This window comes from Oleidesulfovibrio vietnamensis, assembly GCF_055388115.1.
In genome coordinates this window covers 2156577-2173292 of record NZ_AP042419.1, presented here as the reverse complement: position 1 = coordinate 2173292, position 16716 = coordinate 2156577, and the positions used below count along the sequence as shown (strand labels likewise).

14 protein-coding genes are annotated in these 16716 nt (G+C 55.6%); 5 read left to right on the top strand and 9 right to left on the bottom strand.

All coding sequences use genetic code 11. From position 1 onward, the window contains the following. Positions 1-16 precede the first annotated feature (16 nt). The 5 genes from ACZ5D1_RS09815 (at position 17) to ACZ5D1_RS09795 (ending at position 7240) form a co-directional block, all read left to right on the top strand. Positions 17-3154: an AsmA family protein gene (locus ACZ5D1_RS09815; RefSeq protein ID WP_464554764.1), complete on the top strand. Its 3138-nt coding sequence runs from the start codon at positions 17-19 to the stop codon at positions 3152-3154. Positions 3155-3349: 195 nt separating this feature from the next. Continuing rightward, complete coding sequence (locus ACZ5D1_RS09810; protein WP_464554762.1) at positions 3350-5095, top strand: two-component system sensor histidine kinase NtrB; 1746 nt, start codon at positions 3350-3352, stop codon at positions 5093-5095. Beyond that, positions 5092-6465, top strand: coding sequence for a sigma-54-dependent transcriptional regulator (locus ACZ5D1_RS09805; protein WP_011367628.1), 1374 nt, complete (start codon positions 5092-5094; stop codon positions 6463-6465). Before ACZ5D1_RS09810 ends, ACZ5D1_RS09805 begins: the two co-directional genes overlap by 4 nt. A 139-nt stretch (positions 6466-6604) precedes the next feature. Next, the gene (locus ACZ5D1_RS09800; RefSeq protein ID WP_011367629.1) at positions 6605-6943 is read left to right on the top strand and encodes an Hpt domain-containing protein; all 339 of its coding nucleotides are present in this window, start codon (positions 6605-6607) and stop codon (positions 6941-6943) included. 84 nt (positions 6944-7027) lie between these two features. Next, positions 7028-7240: a hypothetical protein gene (locus ACZ5D1_RS09795; RefSeq protein WP_011367630.1), complete on the top strand. Its 213-nt coding sequence runs from the start codon at positions 7028-7030 to the stop codon at positions 7238-7240. Positions 7241-7307: 67 nt separating this feature from the next. Here ACZ5D1_RS09795 and ACZ5D1_RS09790 read toward each other — a convergent pair whose 3' ends face one another. The 9 genes from ACZ5D1_RS09790 to trhA all read right to left on the bottom strand — a co-directional run bounded on the left by ACZ5D1_RS09790 (position 7308) and on the right by trhA (position 16700). After that, positions 7308-7739: a hypothetical protein gene (locus ACZ5D1_RS09790; protein ID WP_011367631.1), complete on the bottom strand. Its 432-nt coding sequence runs from the start codon at positions 7737-7739 to the stop codon at positions 7308-7310. A gap of 84 nt (positions 7740-7823) precedes the next feature. Further along, positions 7824-8882 carry an OmpA family protein gene (locus ACZ5D1_RS09785; protein WP_027181340.1) on the bottom strand — a complete coding sequence of 353 codons (1059 nt, stop codon included), beginning with the start codon at positions 8880-8882 and terminating at the stop codon, positions 7824-7826. A 132-nt stretch (positions 8883-9014) separates the two neighbouring features. Further along, a complete protein-coding gene (locus tag ACZ5D1_RS09780) occupies positions 9015-10397 on the bottom strand; it encodes a dihydrolipoyl dehydrogenase family protein (protein WP_011367633.1) in 1383 nt (460 codons plus the stop codon). Continuing rightward, entirely contained in the window at positions 10387-11832 is a 1446-nt protein-coding gene (gene gcvPB, locus ACZ5D1_RS09775) for an aminomethyl-transferring glycine dehydrogenase subunit GcvPB (protein ID WP_011367634.1), read from the bottom strand. Before gcvPB ends, ACZ5D1_RS09780 begins: the two co-directional genes overlap by 11 nt. Next, entirely contained in the window at positions 11832-13163 is a 1332-nt protein-coding gene (gene gcvPA / locus ACZ5D1_RS09770) for an aminomethyl-transferring glycine dehydrogenase subunit GcvPA (RefSeq protein ID WP_011367635.1), read from the bottom strand. The genes gcvPB and gcvPA overlap by 1 nt, the downstream gene beginning before the upstream one ends. An 18-nt stretch (positions 13164-13181) precedes the next feature. After that, a complete protein-coding gene (gene gcvH / locus ACZ5D1_RS09765; RefSeq protein WP_027181339.1) occupies positions 13182-13565 on the bottom strand; it encodes a glycine cleavage system protein GcvH in 384 nt (127 codons plus the stop codon). Between the two features lie 143 nt (positions 13566-13708). After that, a complete protein-coding gene (locus ACZ5D1_RS09760) occupies positions 13709-14122 on the bottom strand; it encodes a response regulator (protein WP_011367637.1) in 414 nt (137 codons plus the stop codon). Positions 14123-14272: 150 nt separating this feature from the next. After that, positions 14273-15928: a phosphoglucomutase (alpha-D-glucose-1,6-bisphosphate-dependent) gene (gene pgm / locus ACZ5D1_RS09755; RefSeq protein ID WP_464554761.1), complete on the bottom strand. Its 1656-nt coding sequence runs from the start codon at positions 15926-15928 to the stop codon at positions 14273-14275. A 127-nt stretch (positions 15929-16055) separates the two neighbouring features. Continuing rightward, positions 16056-16700 carry a PAQR family membrane homeostasis protein TrhA gene (gene trhA, locus ACZ5D1_RS09750; protein WP_011367639.1) on the bottom strand — a complete coding sequence of 215 codons (645 nt, stop codon included), beginning with the start codon at positions 16698-16700 and terminating at the stop codon, positions 16056-16058. Positions 16701-16716 lie beyond the last annotated feature (16 nt).

The following is a 16716-nucleotide window of genomic DNA, read 5'->3' as shown; positions in this document are numbered from 1 at the left end:
CGACGGAGCTTTCAACGTGTTGCGTACTTTATATTATATAGCGGGGGGACTGGCTGCGGTGCTGTTCCTCTGCATTGCCGGTCTCAGTGTTTTGGTGGACAGCGAAGCGCTGGGCAGAGCTCTGGAAGATATGGTTTCGCGTGAGCTGGGCGTTGTCTGCCGCATTAACGGTGCGGTTGATGTGGGTGTCTTTCCGCGTCCGGGGATATCGGTGCATGATGTGGTGCTGGAGCAGCCTCAGGGCTTTTCCGGTGATGCCCCGTTGCTCACCGCGGCAACCGTACGTCTGGATTTTTCTCTTTCGCGCATAGGCGAAGGCGTCATAGAGCTGGGGCAGGCCGCCATAGACCGTCCTGTCATCCGGCTGGTGCGTCAGGCAGACGGACGTTCAAACTGGCAGGTCATCTCCGCCTTCATGGGCGCGGGCAGGCAGCGGCAGGTTTCTTCAGGTGGCTGGGGCTCCATACCTCTGCGGCTCGAAAATGCCCGGTATGACGGGGTGTACATTGCACAGGGGCAGTTGTTTTTTACAGACGGGCTGCGCGGTGTATCGCTGGCTGCCGCAAACCTTGACGCAGCTTTCGACGGAGGTGACAGGCGGTTTTTTACTCTGGAGGCGGATGTAGAGCTCACGGAGGCTGCAGCCGTGCAGCATATTGCCCTTAAGGGAGAACTGGGGCTCGATTCCGGAGGCTCCCCTGCGGGATTTGTTTCTGATGTTGCTGCCAGAGGGGTTGTCACCATCATGGGCAGGCGGCTTGATACTGCGCTGGATGCGGCTGTGAGCTACGACAATGCCAGCGGCGAGTTTGCGGTTTCTGTAACCAGAGCGGCACTGGATGCCGCCGTGGTAAGCGGCGACATATCCGTTGCCGGTGCACTGTCCGGAGCGCCCGTGGTGTCCGGCCGAGCCGATGTGGAGCATCTGAGCCTGCCGTTCTGGTTCGAGTTCGGGCAGCAGTTGCCGGACAGTCTGCAGCATGCGCTGGATGACCTGAAAGGCTCACTGCTGTTCAGCCTCGACCGTGAGGGGCTGGAAGTTTCCGACCTGCGGGCCGAGGTGCTGGGCATGGTCCTGCGCGGCAAAGGGGCCGTCTCCGACTTTTCCGCTCCGGTCATTTATATAGATGTGGCAGCCGAACATCTGGATGTGAATGCTGTTTTTCCCGAGCTTGCGCCGGTCCCGCCCGCCACGCTGCCGGTGGCGGATGTCAGTCTGCCGCCGGTGCTGGTCTTCGGACCTGATGACGCCGGCGGGGTATCTGTGGGCTACGATATCCGTATTGCCGCGGAAAGTTTCAGCGTGTGGAATTTCAGCGGGCAGGGACTTTCTTTCCGCTGCTGGCCGTCTGAAAAAGGCACCTACACCTCTTACACCGTGAACTCTTTTTACAATGGCAGAGTGCATGCAGTGCTTGATATCCGGGATGATTTCGGGTTGAAGCTGGATGTGAACGGCGTGGATATCGCCACACCGGCCAGGCTGCTGGCAGGTTTTCCTGCCGCAGGGGGAGTGCTTGCGGCCAAAGCGGATGTGACGGCGGACGCCTCGACCATTCAGGGGCTTCTGGCCGATCTGTCCGGCAGGCTGGATGTGTCGCTTGCCAGTGGTTTTTTTGCCGTACGCACCCGGCGTGAGGCCGATGGCCGTTTTGCAATGGAACCTTCCGCCTTCCGGTCGGTTGATTTTACCTTGAATATGCAAGGTAAAAGCGCGGACCCTGATGCACAGCGGGGGCTTATGCCTTATGCATGGCGGCTGAAAGGTACCAGAGTTGCAAGTGCCGGCGTTTCGTCCGCTTTCGAGCTTGACGGCCCCGTGCTGCTGGAACCGGATACATTGCTTCCGCGCCAGATTGCCGGAGCCCGCGTATCTGTCCGGCAAAAAGACACGGTCCGTCTGCCCCGCGGTGACAGCCCCCTTGAAATGTTTGTGTCCGGCATGCTTGGCGCTGATTTTGAAACCGGTACCCTGACATTCCGCAAGGGACGCGCGGAAGTGTGGGGTGAGAAGCTGTTTTTTGACGTTGCATGTGACGATATCTATGGCAGCAGCCCGTGGACCGGGGTGTTTTCTGCAGATGGACTTTCGCCTTCACGCCTTGTTGCCGCACTGTGGGGGCCGGATGCCTATCGTCCTTCTGATCCGCGGGTGTTCAGCAGAGCCGCGGTTGGCGGCAGTTTCGTGTATCGCCCCGAACAGCTCGAGTTGCGTTTGGACAAAGGGGTGCTCGACCGGACAGTGTTTTCCGGTGCGCTGGCAGTGTCTGCTGGCAGAGACGTTTTCAAAGTGGATGTGCGGGCGGACAGCTTTGATCTGGACAGATATCTGCCGGATAAAGGCGGAGAGGAAAAGGATGAGCCGCTGGATTTTTCATTCCTGCGCGATGTGACGCTGCAGGGCAGTGTCGCACTGGACCACCTTGTATACCGGAATATGACGTACTCCGATGTGCAGGCAGGGCTGAGCGCCGGAGGCGGCAGGGTAGCCATGGAGCCTCTGCGGGCCACACTGTACGACGGCACGGTTAGCGGAATGTTCCGCGGGGATATAAAAGATAACGGTGCGCTGCAGTCCAAGATTGCGTTTTCGTTCGAAAAAGTGGACTTCGGAAAACTGACTACCCGTTTTGCCGGTGATTCTTTTGTTACCGGAGTGGCAGATATTTCCTTTGATGCCGAAGGGATGATTGACTCTTCCGCTGATATTCCGGCGTCTCTCGACGGAAGATGGGGATTTGATGTCCGCGACGGGGCATACCGGCTGCGCCGGCAGGAAGACGGGGGAGCCGCCCCTGCGCAGTATTCCTTTTCTCGGGCATCTGCTACCGGCCTGCTGGACGACGGAGTGCTCCGCAATGATGACTTCTCACTTTCCGGCCAGCTGATTTCCATGGCAGGTAAAGGAGAGGTCAACCTCCCCCGTGAGAGGATTAACTATACCGCAGTGGTGTCATTTGCCGGAATTCCAAGCTTTCCCGTAAAGTTAACCGGCTCCATGTATGACCCCAATGTGCGCGTGAAGCATCTTGAAATTCTGCCGCGGACCATCGGTAACATTGGCGGAGGTGTTTTCAACATCATACGCGGGGTTATTTCCGTACCGCTGAAAGCCGCAGATAAACTACTGGAAAAAGCTGCACCTGACCGGTGATGCATTCAGGTGTGCAAAATGTATTTGCACACCCAGGTTTGTTGTGCATATATTTGTGCAAGATGTTGCGCATACGTTTTGTGCATCTGTGCAGAGAGCCATTTTTAATTTTTAATAACAGTATATTATGATGTGCGGTGTTTTGGCACGTGTTTTTCATGTGCTGTGCTTCGACACGTATTGCAGGAAGGCATAATGGAAGTAGCTGATTATAAACGTGAACGAAGCACGCTCATCATCGCTGTTCTTACTTTGGTAACGGTGGGACTGAGTCTTATTGTTTCCACCGGGCAGGTGCTTTCGCAGCAGGAAGAGGCAGGAACCCAGCACCTCATTCTTGCGTCGCGCTCTGTGCTTCAGGCTGTGGACAGTTCGTTACGGCGCAATATGACGACCGATGCGCAGGGCGGGGCAACATTCGGCGCAGGAGCAGCAGAATTTTTCCGTGAACTGGAACAGAGCGGAGAAGTGCTGTTTGTCGGGCTTATCGACAAGCACGGCGGGCGCGTGCTCACATCGCGCAGCAGCGGAGAGTCCGGAACCATCCTTTTTCCTCCTGATGCGTTGCGCACTCTGGCACAGACCGGCGAGTGGCATGGCAGAGTCGGCTTCGGGCTGGCCAGCGCTTATGTATACGGCAAAAGGATTATTCCCGGTAACACCGGCAGCATGAGTATTCCGCGGGCGGAAACCGGCGAGCCTCTACCCGCTTTTCTCGTGGTGGGGCTGGATATGGCCAAGCATCAGGCCATCTACCGGAAATTCCGGCAGAATGCTCTTTTTCAGGCTGCCTACATTCTGGGAGCCGCTGTACTGATATGGGCTTTGGCCATGGGGCTTATCAAACGTAGAGAAATGGCAGGCAAAGCACGTCAGCTCGAGCGTTTTCAGGTAAAGCTGCTGGATAATCTGCCCGACGGGCTTGTCACCATTGGTGAAAACGGCACCATTCTGGCGGCTAATCCGGCGGCAAACGGCATATTGCAGGCGCGCGGAGAGGGACTGGCAGGCAAACTGCTGGATGATCTGCCCGACGATATTCTGCGCTGCCTTGCGGCTCCGGAAACGGAAACGGCAGGGTGGCGTCAGGACAGTGTCCGCGGAGCGCATCTTGAAATTCTGAGTGTACGGATGCCCGGCAGCAGCGAAACAGACGATGCTTCGCGCCTTGTGATTATCCGTGACAGAACCCAGATACGTACATTGGAAAAAAGCCTGAGCGATGCTGAAAAACTGGCTGCAGTGGGAACGCTGGCTGCCGGTGTGGCACATGAAATACGCAACCCGCTGAGCGCGCTGCGCGGGTTTGCCCAGTATTTTGCCAAAAAATTCAAGGACAGACATCCGGAAGAAGTTTACGCGCAGACCATGGTGCGCGAGGCTGACCGTCTGAACAGGGTCATCACCGATCTTCTGTATCTTGCGCGTCCGCGACGCGTTACCCCGCGGCTTGTCCGGCTGCGTGCACTTGTTTCCGAGGTGGAAGATCTGGTCCGCTTTGATCTGGACGAACGCAAGGTCAATATGGTTGTCAGCCTAGGGCCTGAAGAGGTCTGGGCAGATGAGGATACCCTGAAGCAGGCGGTACTCAATCTGGTACTGAACAGCCTGGACGCGCTGAAGGAAACTGACGGTGGTGCCCGACAGGTGGATGTGGCATCGGGGCTGGCAAAAGACGGTGTCTGGCTTTTTGTGCGCGACACGGCCAACGGAATGACTAAAGAACAGGCCGAACAGGCGTTTGAGCCTTTTTACACCACCAAGAAAAAAGGAACAGGGCTCGGGCTTGCCCTTGTGCACAAGACCATGCGCGACCATGGCGGCAAGGCGATAATCGATACTGCTCCGGGTCACGGAACCACTGTGGGGTTGTTTTTTCCCGACCATGACGATGAGGTTGCTGACGATACCAATGAAGCTGACGCTGAGAGGGATTCATGATCAAGCGATTGCTGGTTATTGACGACGAACCCGGCCACCGCCTGATGGTCCGTGCGGTTATGGAAGACAACGGATGGCAGGTTTTTGAAGCCGCAAGCGGAGAAGACGGGCTATCTTTTCTCGGAACCGATTCTGTGCATGTGGTTCTGCTGGATATGCGCATGCCGGGTATGGACGGCAAAGAGACGCTGGCCCGTATTCTGGATATCAATCCGCAATTGCCGGTGGTGATGCTTACAGCATACGGCACTGTCGGATCTGCTGTTGAAGCAATGAAAAAAGGAGCTTTTGACTACCTGAGCAAGCCCGCGGACAATGACGAGCTGGCAGCAGTGCTCGAAAAGGCATGGGAGTATTCGTTGCTGCTGGCAGAAAATCAGAATCTGCGCCAGAAGCTGGGGCAGGGAGACCCTGTTCAGAAAATTGTGGGTTCAAGCCCCGCCATGCTGCGGGTGCTGGATTTTATCAGACAGGCCGGTCCCAGCGAGGCTACTGTGCTTGTTATGGGTGAATCCGGAACAGGCAAGGAACTGATTGCCGAAGCTCTGCACGATGCAAGCCTGCGCCGCGAAAAAACACTGGTGAAAGTCAACTGCGCAGCGTTGCCGGGCAACCTGCTGGAAAGCGAATTGTTCGGCTATGTCAAAGGCGCTTTTACCGGTGCCGTAAAGGATAAGCCCGGCCGTTTTCAGCTGGCACGCGGTGGCACTCTCTTTCTGGATGAAATAGGTGAAATGCCCGTTGAACTGCAGGCAAAACTGCTGCGTGCGCTGCAGGAACGGGTTATCGAACCGCTGGGTTCCGTCCGGCCCGTTGATGTGGATGTGCGCATTGTGGCAGCCACAAACCGCGACCTGCGTAAAGCTATCGAACAGGGGGATTTCCGCGAAGACCTGTTTTTCCGCCTGAACGTGCTTGAGGTGGTTTCCCCGCCGCTGCGTGAACGCATTGATGATATTCCGCTGCTTGTAAGCCGGCTTGTAGATAAACTGAGCCGCAAAAACCGCAAGGAAGTACGCAGCGTCAGTCCGGAGTTTCTGGATGCACTTATGGCGTACCACTGGCCGGGTAATGTGCGTGAACTGGAAAACGTGCTTGAACGTGCTCTTATTCTGAGCAGGTCTGATATTCTGGGGCCCGAGTCGTTGCCCGCCCAGTTGCTGCAGGTCGAAGAACGCAGAGACCCCTTACCGCAGCGCATGGTTTCCACAGCTCTTGTGCCGTCTTTTGACGATGCCGAGCGCGAAACATTGCTCAAGGCGCTGGAAGCGCATAACGGACATCGCGAAAAAACAGCCGATGCGCTAGGTATAAGCCGCAGGACACTGCAATATAAGCTTAAGAAGTTCGGTCTGACACGGCGCAGCTGATTCAGATTCCGTCATGGGCTGCCCGGCGGCCCATGTCTTGTCCGGATGTGTATTTTTTTGACACGGGGCTTGGTGTGCCATGATTGCTGTCCGTGCCTCTGCCGTGCGATAGTTTTTTAGCAAAACGGTTATCTTTTTTATGAGCTGTATCGATTACCCGCGTCTGCGCAATAAATTCGGCAATGAAGATACGGTCAGGAAAATTCTGACCATATTTATGAGTGACTTCGACGAGCGTCTGCTTCGTATGAGTACCATGTATTCCCGGGACAGCCGTACCGAATTGTACCGCTCTGCCCATGCACTGAAGGGAGTTGCCGGAACCATTTATGCCACAGGGTTGCAGCACTGCGCAGCCAGTCTTGAACAGGCTGCCATGACGCAGGGCGCTGCAGAAAGCCTGCTGCAGAAAGCCTGGGAAAATCTTGAAACGGAGGCACGTTGCCTGCGGCATGAAGTCAGTCTGTTCCTGAGCTGACGGGTGTACCTCTTGTCAGGTTCTGCTGCTGCTCTTATCTGAGTATAGGTATGGCACACTCTACAGGCCATAAGGGAGGTTCTCATGGGCAGTGAACGACACGATACAGATAAAGATTTTTCTCTTATAACCGCAGGTTGCAGCGGGTGCAGGGCCTGTGTTGAGCTTGCACCGGATCATGTGGCATGGGTGGAGGGAGACGAGCGTCCCATGCTGCTTTCCGATGTGGCACCTGACGCTGTGGTGGCAGAACTGATCGCCTTTTGCCCTGAAGACTGCTTTGAATATGATGAATGATTTCAGGCGGGAAAGACAATTGAAAAAGGGACCGGAATTCCGGTCCCTTTTTTCTCGGCAGGAGGGGTTAGAGCCATGTGCCTTTGCTGTAGCGCACTATCTCTGTTATCCGACGCATTTTAACCATGTCGAATTTTCCACCGAGAGCCTCTGAGGGAGTTTTGCCGCGGGCTTCAAATACGAGCTCGTGATAGCGGATGATTCCCACGTATTTTCCGGATGAAGCCGAGCGTTTGACCTTTGTGGTCATGTTGTCGGTGTTAACCAGCAGGTATCTGGCCACATATTCACCATTTTCCTGCACCAGTTCCTTGGCATCGGGAGAAGGTTTTATGTTGGCGCAGATTGCCTGCATTTTACTGCTGGCAAAGGCGGCCAGTTTAGCGGCTACTGCCGGATTTTCCGGCGGCAGATTTACCGCAGATGAAGGGTCCTGACCTGCAAAAGCGGTGGCGGCAAGCAAGGTGATACTTAGTGTAAGGGCCATGAACAGTTTCATGTTGCTGTCGTCTCCGGCAAACGTGTTGATGCAAAACAGCCCGGCGGGATTCCGCCGGGCTGTTTTTATTAGCGATTACAAGCCTTACTTGAAGGTGATTTCAACCCTTCTGTTCAGCTTTCTTCCTTCGGCGGTATTGTTGTCGAACTTGGGTTCGCTTTCGCCGAATCCTACGGCCTTGATGCGATTGGCGTCAACTCCCTCTTTGGCAAGAAATGCCTTAACCGATTCAGCTCGGCGCTGAGAGAGCTTCTGGTTGTACGCTTCGGGGCCGGTGCTGTCGGTGTGACCTGCAAGAGTAACCTGCTTGCCGGCATGTTCTTCGATCAGCGTTGCGGCTTCGGTCAGCACATCTTCGGCCTCATTGCTGATTTCTGCAGAGTCAAAAGCAAACTGGACACTGCGCAGAACGATGACTTCTTCAGTTTCGGGGGTGACAACCGGAGCGGGGGCAGGTGCCTTTTTCACTTCACGGGTGTCGTAGAAGACGTCTTTGACAAAGCCGTTCAGTGCCTGCTCATCAGCCAGCAGGGTTGCTGCATCGGCAGTTACGGAGCAGCCTTTCAGCGCGGCAATACGGTCAAGCACGGCTTTGCCTGCTTCAGTTTCGGCAACGGAAACCACATGCAGGCAGAGACCGGGGGCGCTTTCGTACAGAGCCTGTGCCTGAGCAACGGGGTCGCTGCCGAAGTTGGATTCGCCATCGCTGACTATGATGACAGCGGCATTGCGGGCCATATTGTCCGCTGCGGGGCGCAGCATGTTAAGACCGTCCCCCATGGGGGTACGGCGGGCAAAGATCTCCTTGTCGGCCTTCAGGCTCATGATGCCCTGCTCAAAGCCGCTTTTGGAGTAGGGACCGTAAGGCACCACTTCTTCGTAAGGAGCAAACATATGCATGCTTGCGTTGTATTTCAGCGCAGGTATTGCATTGTTGATCTTGCTGAGCACGTCTTTGGCCACTTCGATTTTCGGTTTATCCAGCTTCTGATGCGTCATCATCATAGAGCCGGAATCATCGACAAAAAAGTCGAAGCTGGCAATTTTGGGGATGTACTCCATGTCCGCTGCATGGGAAAATGCCGGAGCCATGATCAGCATGGCCAGCAGGAACATGAAGACAGGTTTGAGTGTTAGTTTCATAACTATACCTCCAGATGGAATAATGAAAAAATTAGTTACGGCCGATACTGATGGTGAAAAACATAGCGCGAATACTTTATTGTGACAACACTAAAAGAAAAAAGAGGCAGCACTTTTTGTGCTGCCTCCTGTTCACGCATTTTCAAGCGGAGCGCTCAGTGCGGCTTCAAGAGCTTCGTCCAGTGTAGGGTGCGCATAGATTATGTCGTGAATATTTTCACGGCGCCATCGCTGCTGTACCATGACTGTGGCCAAACCAACCAGATGCGAGACTCCGTGCCCCGTGGCAGCGATTCCCCGCAGTTCGGGAGTGCCGTTGCCGGCAGCCCAGACAGCTTTTACGAACCCCTGAGTGGCCCCGCAGGACTGCGCTATGGCGTTAGAAGCCAGCGGAGCGCGTGAGACCGACACGGAGATGCCCTGTGCCGTCAGTTCCTTGGCGGTGGCACCGGTGCGCATAACCTCCATGTGCCCGTAGACACACGAAGGCATGACAGGAGCCGGGTATTCCGCGGCGGTCAGACCACGCAGCCGTGAAACAACGTACCGTGCCTGATGTTCCGCTGCATGGGCCAGCAGGGTGCGCCCGTTCACGTCGCCGACGGCGTATATATTTTCTGCTGCCTGCAGAAAATTATCAGTACTTATCCAGCCTCTGCCGTCTGTCATTATGCCTGCTTTTTCAGGGTGCAGAGCGGCAGTGGCGGGGCTTCTTCCGGCTGCCATCAGAGCTTTATCCGCGCGGATGGCTGTGCCGTCCTCAAAAGTGAGCAACGCGCCTTCCTCGTCAGTGACCAGCGAACGTACACGGCGACCGGTATGTACGGTCCATCCTTCGCGCTTCAGCGCTTTGGTAAGAGCGTCTGCTATATCGCCGTCTTCTGCCGGCACAAGGTGCGGCAGTGCTTCGACAATGGTTATCTGTGTGCCGAACCGCGCGAAAAGGTCGCCCATTTCAAGGCCAATGGCTCCGCCGCCTACAATAATAAGACTTTGCGGCGGTGTTTCGAGCTGCAGTATGTGCGAAGAATGCAGCACGCAGTTTCCGTCCGGAATCAGACCGGGAAAAGAGGCCGGTTCAGAGCCGGCTGCAAGAATGAGGTTTTCAAATTCAAGCAGAGAGGAACCGTCTTCTTTTTCCACGACCACAGTGCGCGGTCCGGCAAAGCTTGCCGCGCCGGTAATGAAGTTTACTCCGGCCTGCGTCAGCTGCTTCACCAGATTCTGGCGTGTTCCCTTGATAAAACGGTCTTTACGTTGATGCAGCGCCGCCAGCGACAGGTGTACATCGCCACCGGCGGCCTTGTATTTTTTCTGAATCTGCAGCAGCGGGACGGCGGCTGTTCCTCCGAGGAGAAACTTTGTGGGGATGCATCCCCAGTTTAGGCATGTTCCTCCGGCGTCAGCTTTTTCCACCAGTGCCGTGCGCATACCCGCCGCTGCCGCGTCAAGGGCCGCCCGGCTTCCGCCGGGACCGGCCCCTATAATGACCAGATCATATTGTTCATGCGTCATCTGTCAGCACCATGCTGCGCGCGGCCAGTGTTTCATCAAGCCGGCGGACGGGCGTGGTGAGCGGAGCCTGATGCAGAGCTTCGGGATTCTGCTCACCTTCTTTCAGTATGGCTGCAAGATCATCCACAAACGTATCAAGCGTTTCCTTGCTTTCAGTCTCTGTGGGTTCAAACATCAGGCATTCTTTGACAATCAGCGGGAAGTAAATTGTCGGAGCATGATAGCCTTTATCCAGCAGACCTTTGGCTATATCCAGCGCACGCACACCGCATTCAGCCTTGTCACAGGCGGAAGCCACGAATTCATGCATGCATATGCGGTTATAGGGTATGGTTATATACTGTTCCAGCTTTTTGCGCAGGTAGTTGGCGTTCAGCACAGCCAGTTCAGCGGCTTTGGGTATTCCTTCTCTGCCCAGACGCATGATGTAGGCCAGCGCTTTGATGTACACACCGAAGTTACCGTAAAAGGGAGCCATGTACCCTATGGATTTGGGGTAATCGTAGTTGAGGAACAGGCGTCCGTCGCGAAGTCTGTCAACGCGGGAAACCGGCAGATAGGGTTCCAGCCGCTCGCTGACGCCAACGGGACCGCTGCCGGGGCCGCCGCCACCGTGCGGGGTGCCGAATGTTTTGTGCAGGTTCAGGTGCACGACATCAAATCCGACATCACCTACGCGCATTTTACCCATGATCGCGTTCAGGTTGGCGCCGTCATAATACAGCAGAGCATCAACCGAGCGCAGTTTTTCCACAATTCTCGGCAGGTGTTTTTCGAACAGTCCAAGCGTGTTGGGGCAGGTCATCATCACGGCGGCCACGTCGTTGTCCAGCACGGCCTCCAGGGCTTCCGGGTCGACTATGCCGTCTTTTGATTCCACGTTGACCACTTCGTAGCCGCCCAGCGCAGCGGAAGCAGGGTTGGTGCCGTGGGCCGAATCAGGGCAGATGATCTTTGTTTTTTTGTTCCCCTTATCACGGTGATAGGCCGCGATAAGCATTACGCCGGTCAGTTCACCATGAGCACCGGCCATGGGATGCAGGGTGAATGCATGCATCCCGTTGATTTCGCACAGCAGGCGCTCTGTTTCGTACATGACTTCAAGAGCTCCCTGCGTGTACAGGCCTGCACTTTTAATCTGTGCCATCAGAGGATGCAGTTCGGTAAAGCCGGGCAAAGCGGCCAGCGGTTCGGTGAATTTCGGGTTGTACTTCATGGTGCACGACCCGAGAGGATAGAAATTGCTGTCCACGCTGTAATTAAGACGGCTGAGGCGGGTGAAGTGGCGTACCACATCAAGTTCGCTCAGCTCAGGCAGAGCGGGACGTCGGGTACGCAGCAGGTTCTTCGGGATGAAGTCGGCTGCGTGCTCTTCTGCTTCGGGGGGAACGCAGGCCATGCGGCCCGGTACAGACTGTGAAAATACGGTCTTCATTAGAGCATGCCTCCCACCAGTTCAGCCATTATGCCGATCTGTTCAAATGAATGCTTTTCAGTGCATGCCACAAGCAGCACGTCATCCATGCCGGCGTAGTATCCGCCCAGCGGGAAACCGGGGACGACACCATGGTTTACCAGCCGGTCCACAACATCATAGGCGCTGACCGGCAGCCGCAAAGCGAATTCGTTGCAGAACGGGGCATCGTGCAGCAGTGAAACGCCCGGCAGGGCCGTGAGTCTGTCTGCGGCATAATGAGCGCGCTCCATGCTCAGCTCTGCGGTGCGGACCAGGCCCTCAGGGCCTGTCAGGCACATGTGGATGATAGCTCTCAGCGCGCACAGCGCCTGATTGGAGCATATGTTCGAAGTGGCCTTGGCCCTGCGGATATGCTGTTCACGTGCCTGCAGCGTCAGTACATATCCGGTTTTGCCGTCCACATCTTTTGTTCGTCCGGCTATTCTGCCCGGAATCTGCCGCGCCAGTTTTTTGGTGCAGGTCATTATGCCCAGATAGGGGCCGCCGAAGCTCAGGGGCATCCCCAGCGACTGTCCGTCTGCAACGGCGATATCCGCGCCCATCTCACCGGGGGTTTTGAGCACAGACTGCATGACCGGATAAACGGAAATCACTCCCAGAGCGTTGCAGGAACGGGCGTGGGTGAACAGTTCGGTAAAATCATCCACCGCCCCGAAGAAGTTGGGGTTCTGTACCACCACAGCAGCGCATTTATCGTCTACGGCATCCATCAGCGCCTGTTTGTCCGACCGGCCTTCGTTGTGCGCAACGGTCACCAGTTCCATATTCAGGTTGGACGTGTACGAGGCAAGCATGGTGCGGTAGATGGGGCTCAGGGCTTCATCAATGACAAGCTTGCTGCGTCTGGTTGCTCTGGCGGCCATCATCATGGCCTCGAAAATGGCCGAACCGCCGTCATATACCGAGGCGTTCGCCACTTCCATTTCCATCAGGCGGCAGACGGCGGTCTGGTATTCAAAAATGGCCTGCAGGGTTCCCTGTGATGCTTCGGGCTGGTAGGGCGTGTACGCCGTATAAAACTCACCCCGCGAAACAAGGTTGTCCACAGCTTTGGGAATGTGATGATCGTAGAACCCAGCTCCCAGATAGCTGACAAGATCTATACGGTTTTTTGCGGCCATGCGCTGGATGCGGGCGCAGACTTCCATCTCGCTCATACCTTCCGGAATATCAAAGCTGCGCGGCTGCATTTCGGGCGGTATTTCTGCAAACAGGTCATCAATGCTTTTCACCCCGATGACATCCAGCATCTGGCGGATTTCTTCGGGAGTGTGCGGAGTGTAGGGCATGAAAGTTCTCCTTGCGGCCTAGTGCGCTTCGCTTTCGATGAGGGCTGCGTATTCTTCTGCGGAAAGCAGACTGTCAGCCACGGCAGACACTTTGACCTTCAGCATCCAGCCTTTGTCGTAGGGCGATTCGTTTACGGCTTCGGGAGCATCTTCAAGGTGCAGGTTCACCTCTGTCACTTCGCCGGAGACAGGTGCGTACAGTTCACTTGCGGCTTTGACAGACTCGACGGACCCCATTTCTTCGCCTGCTGTCAGGGTATCGCCTGCGGCGGGCAGTTCAATGAAAGTAAGATCGCCCAGCTGTTCCTGAGCAAACTCGGTTATGCCGATAACTGCCTCATCGCCTTCAAGGCGGACCCATTCATGACTTTTCGAGAACTTCAGTTCTGCGGGAATATTCATGATTCTTCTCCTGAAAAAGTTGGTGTGGTTGGTTCGCTTTTTACATCCACAACGCGTGCGGGGCAAGGCAAATAAAATGAAAACGGCCATGGCGCTTATGCGCATGGCCGGAAAGAGCAGAAGAGAAAACGGCGGGCAGCCGGTCAGGCCACAGCCTGATCCAGTTCAATGCCGAGTGACGTTATTTCGTCCAGCAGCAGCTGGCGTCTTATGGGTTTGACAATGTAGCTTGTGGCTTCTCCCAGAAAAAAAGCGTCGTGCAGTTCCTTGGAGTCATCCAGGCCGGATATCATGATCACTTTGACAGCGTTTTCTGCAGAAACACCCATTTCTTTTTCAATTTCGCGGATTTCACGCAAAGCCTGCTGGCCGTCGATGTTGGGCATCAGGATATCAAGCGTGATGAGGCTGTAGGGTTCACCGTCTTTGAGGGCCGTTCTGAAAGCCTCAACGCCTTCCTCTCCGTCTGTTGCCACGTCCACATACCCGAAAGGGTGCAGAATTTTCTGGACAAGGCGCCTGCTATCAAAATCGTCATCGACGATAAGAAACTTCATAGGTACTCTCCCTGTAGGCCGGAACTTTTGTCTGTCGGCGCAGCCGCTAGTGGCAGCTGCGGGGTGCGCCTGTTCCGCAACGTGTCTTTTTGAAAATGCCGCTCCGGCAAGGTAGCCTCTTGTGCCTGTATGCGTCAACGTGCTATTGTATTAGTTTTTTATACCCGCAGCGGCAAATGCGTTACTGACAATTGCCTGTGCTTCTCCGGCCAGTTGTTCCAGATGCTCTTCTCCTCTGAAGCTTTCTACATAGATTTTATAGATATCTTCAGTTCCCGAAGGGCGGGCGGCAAACCAGCCCCCTGCGGAGACTACCTTCAGGCCGCCTAGGGCCGCCCCGTTGCCCGGTGCGTGTGTTATAACCTTTTCCACAGGATCGCCGCCAAGCTCTGTTATCGTTACCGTTTCAGGGTTCAGGGCTTTCAGCACTTCTTTCTGCCGTCCGTCGGCGTGCGCCTGCAGACGTCTGTACACCGGCGTGCCGAAGCGTCCGGTAAGCTCTTTGTAAAGTCTGTCAGGCGTATTGCCGGTCACCGCGGTGATTTCCGCCGCCAGCAGGTTCAGGGCAATACCGTCCTTGTCGGTTGTCCACACTGTTCCGTCCTGCCGCAGCAATGATGCCCCGGCGCTTTCCTCTCCGGCAAAACCCGCAGTGCCGTCAAGCAGCATCGGTACAAACCATTTGAAGCCCACAGGCACTTCAATGACCGTCCTGCCCATGTCGGCGGCGACTCTGTCTATCATGCTGCTGCTCACCAGTGTTTTGCCGATGCCGGCTGTTGCCTTCCATGCGGGTCTGTGCCGGAACAGATAGGCAATGGCCGCAGCAAGATAGTGATTGGGATTCATCAGTCCGGCAGGAGTGACAATGCCGTGTCTGTCGGCATCGGGGTCGTTGCCGAAAGCAAGGTCATAGCTGTCTTTCAGTTCCAGCAGGCCGCCCATGGCCCACGGTGAAGAGCAATCCATACGGATGACGCCGTCCCTGTCATACGGCATGAACCGGAACGTCTGGTCCACCTGACGGTTGGGCACATCAATATTCAGTCCGTATGTTTCTGCTATGCGGTCCCAGTAGGTTACAGACGCTCCGCCCAGCGGGTCGGCTGCCAGCCGGAGGCCTGAACGGGCAATGGCCTGCATATTGATGACAGAGCCAAGGTCGTTGATGTAGTGCGCCGCAAAATCGTGAAGGACTGTGTACTCCGACGCAAGAGCCTTTGTAAGCGGTATCCGCCGGACTGCTTTGTTGTCCGAAGCGAGCAGCAGGTTGGCTCTTTTTTCTATGTCATTTGTGACGCCGGTTTCGGCAGGGCCGCCATGCGGGGGATTGTATTTGAACCCCCCGTCCTGCGGCGGGTTATGCGACGGCGTTATGACGATGCCGTCGGCGAAACCGCTTGTTCTGCCGGCGTTATGGGTCAGGATTGCATGCGATATTACGGGGGTGGGGGTATAGCCGGATTCCGGTTCGATGAAAGTGGTCACCCCGTTGGCGGCAAGAACTTCCAGTGCAGCGCAACGCGCCGGTTCGGACAGGGCGTGCGTATCCATGCCCATAAAAAGAGGGCCGGAAAAACCGTTATCGCGCCGGAAGTCGCATACCGCCTGTGTCACGGCAAGAATGTGCGCTTCGTTGAAGCTGGCGGTGCCTGAAGTGCCGCGGTGTCCCGAAGTGCCGAACATCACGCGTTCGTCAGGGTTTTGGCGGTCCGGGCTGACGGTGTAAAAGTCGCTTACAAGCCGTGCTATGTTTATAAGCTCGTCGTGAGCAGGCAACTGGCCGGCTTTGGCGGCAGTAGTCATGTCATTTTCCTTACGTTCTGCCTGACGGCGTGAAAGAACTGTTGACGCTGGCAATATACTGTCAGCGGTAATGATAATTCAAGTACGGCTGAAAAATTATCAAGGGAGGCTGGCAGGTTGCTGTATGCTAGCGGAGTACGCTTATATAGCGGTACATGACCATGAAATGGCAGAAACTGCCGCCCATCACAAAAATATGAAACAACTCATGAAAGCCGAAATTTTTAAAAAAGTTCGGCCGCTTGCATGCATAGATGAGGGCTCCGGCACTGTACAGAAGTCCGCCTGCCAAAAGGTATGCCAGTGCCCCCCATTTTAATGAGGTGACCAGCGGGTATACTGCGGCCAGCGCCATCCAGCCCATACCCAGATAGAGTGCCGTTGAAAGCCAGCGAGGGGCATGCAGCCAGTAGATTTTGACAAACACTCCCAGAAGCGCAAACCCCCATGCGCAGGCCAGCAGCGACCAGCCCCACGCCCCCTGCAGGGGAATAAGGCATATCGGTGTATATGTTGCCGCGATGTAAATAAAAATCATGGAGTGATCGATGCGGCGAAGGAGCCTGATTCCCGCCTGCCGGAGTGGCAGCCAGTGGTAAAGAGTGCTGGCTGTGTACAGCAGCACCATGGCGACGCCGAAAACGGAAAAGGAAATTATGTGCCGCGTCAGTTCCGGCGAAGCCACACGCACAATAAGGATTATGGTTCCGATGAGTGCCAGAACGGCACCGATGCAATGGGTAAGACCGCTTACCGGATCACGAAGGGGCATGCTGTTCTCCTTGTGC